Source organism: Fluviicoccus sp. (assembly GCF_030646115.1).
Lineage (GTDB): Bacteria > Pseudomonadota > Gammaproteobacteria > Pseudomonadales > Moraxellaceae > Fluviicoccus.
Map to the genome: position 1 here is coordinate 1 of NZ_JAUSMX010000033.1, position 1,085 is coordinate 1,085.

Below are 1,085 nucleotides of genomic sequence, written 5' to 3' on the forward strand. Positions count from 1 at the left end.
GTGAAAAAGTAAGTCTTCAACGGTTAAGAAACAAATTATTTCCTTATTTATCAATGACTTAGAGGCACTATTTTTTCCCTGGCATTGAAGTTGCAGTGTGTAAGCTGGATTGGCGTATTTCGTACGTCGAGCCATGTAAATCTCAACTAGTAACTTTTGAAGGAACTACCATGAAAAAGACACTCTTGGCGACGGCGATAGCACTGGCTTTTGGGGCAAGTACCGCTTGGGCGAACCCCGTCAACACCAATGCTGGCGCATCAACCGGCGAAGTCGATCAGACCGCCATCGCCAAATCCGAACAGGAAGGCAAGGGCAATATACAAGCGAATGAAGCTTCGACTGCGACCGACAACACCAACAACTCGAAGCTGAACAGCAGTACCAATACCAAGAACAGCAACAATACGATCACCAAGAACGATACTGACACCAAGACCATTACAAAGAACGACACGGATACCAAGACCATCACAAAGACTGATACTGACACCAAGACCATCACCAAGACCGATACTGATACCAAGACCGGTAATTTTGGCGGTGAAGCCAAGGCCAAGGATCAGGCAGCCGCCGCCAACAATGGCGGCACTGCCAACACGAACAATTCGGATCAGGGCAACGACAAGAGTGCTGGCGACAACCGCAACAACAAGGGTGAAGCCGAAGCCAAGGATTACGGCACCGCTGCAGCCGGCGGCAGTACGGCCACATCCAACTTCACCAACGCCTTCAATACCAACAAGGCCATTGCCAAGATCGACCTCGAAGGCAAGGTAAGCGGTAACGAGGTTTCCAACATCGGCAATAGGGCCTCCAACGAGGGTAACGCCAATGGCGCCAGTGGCGGCCGCGGCGGTGACGGCTACGGCGGCGCTGGCGGTAACGCCAAAGGTGGCGAAGGCGGCGACGGTGGCGCTGGCGGCAACGGTGGCAATGGTGGCAATGCCGGTAACGGCGGTAACGGCGGCTCCGGCGGTTCCGGCGGTGACGGTGGTTATGCCAAGGCCCGCAACGGTAGCGCCACGGCTGGCGATGCCGAGAACGGCAGCGCCAAGGCTGGCAACGGTGGTGATGGCGGCAAC

General features: G+C 55.0%; 1 protein-coding gene. It reads left to right on the plus strand.

Annotated elements, in window-relative coordinates; translation table 11 throughout:
- Positions 1-170 precede the first annotated feature (170 nt).
- Positions 171-1,085, plus strand: a 915-nt coding sequence (locus Q7T36_RS17865; RefSeq protein ID WP_304852058.1) for a hypothetical protein, incomplete at its 3' end; no start/stop codon positions are given.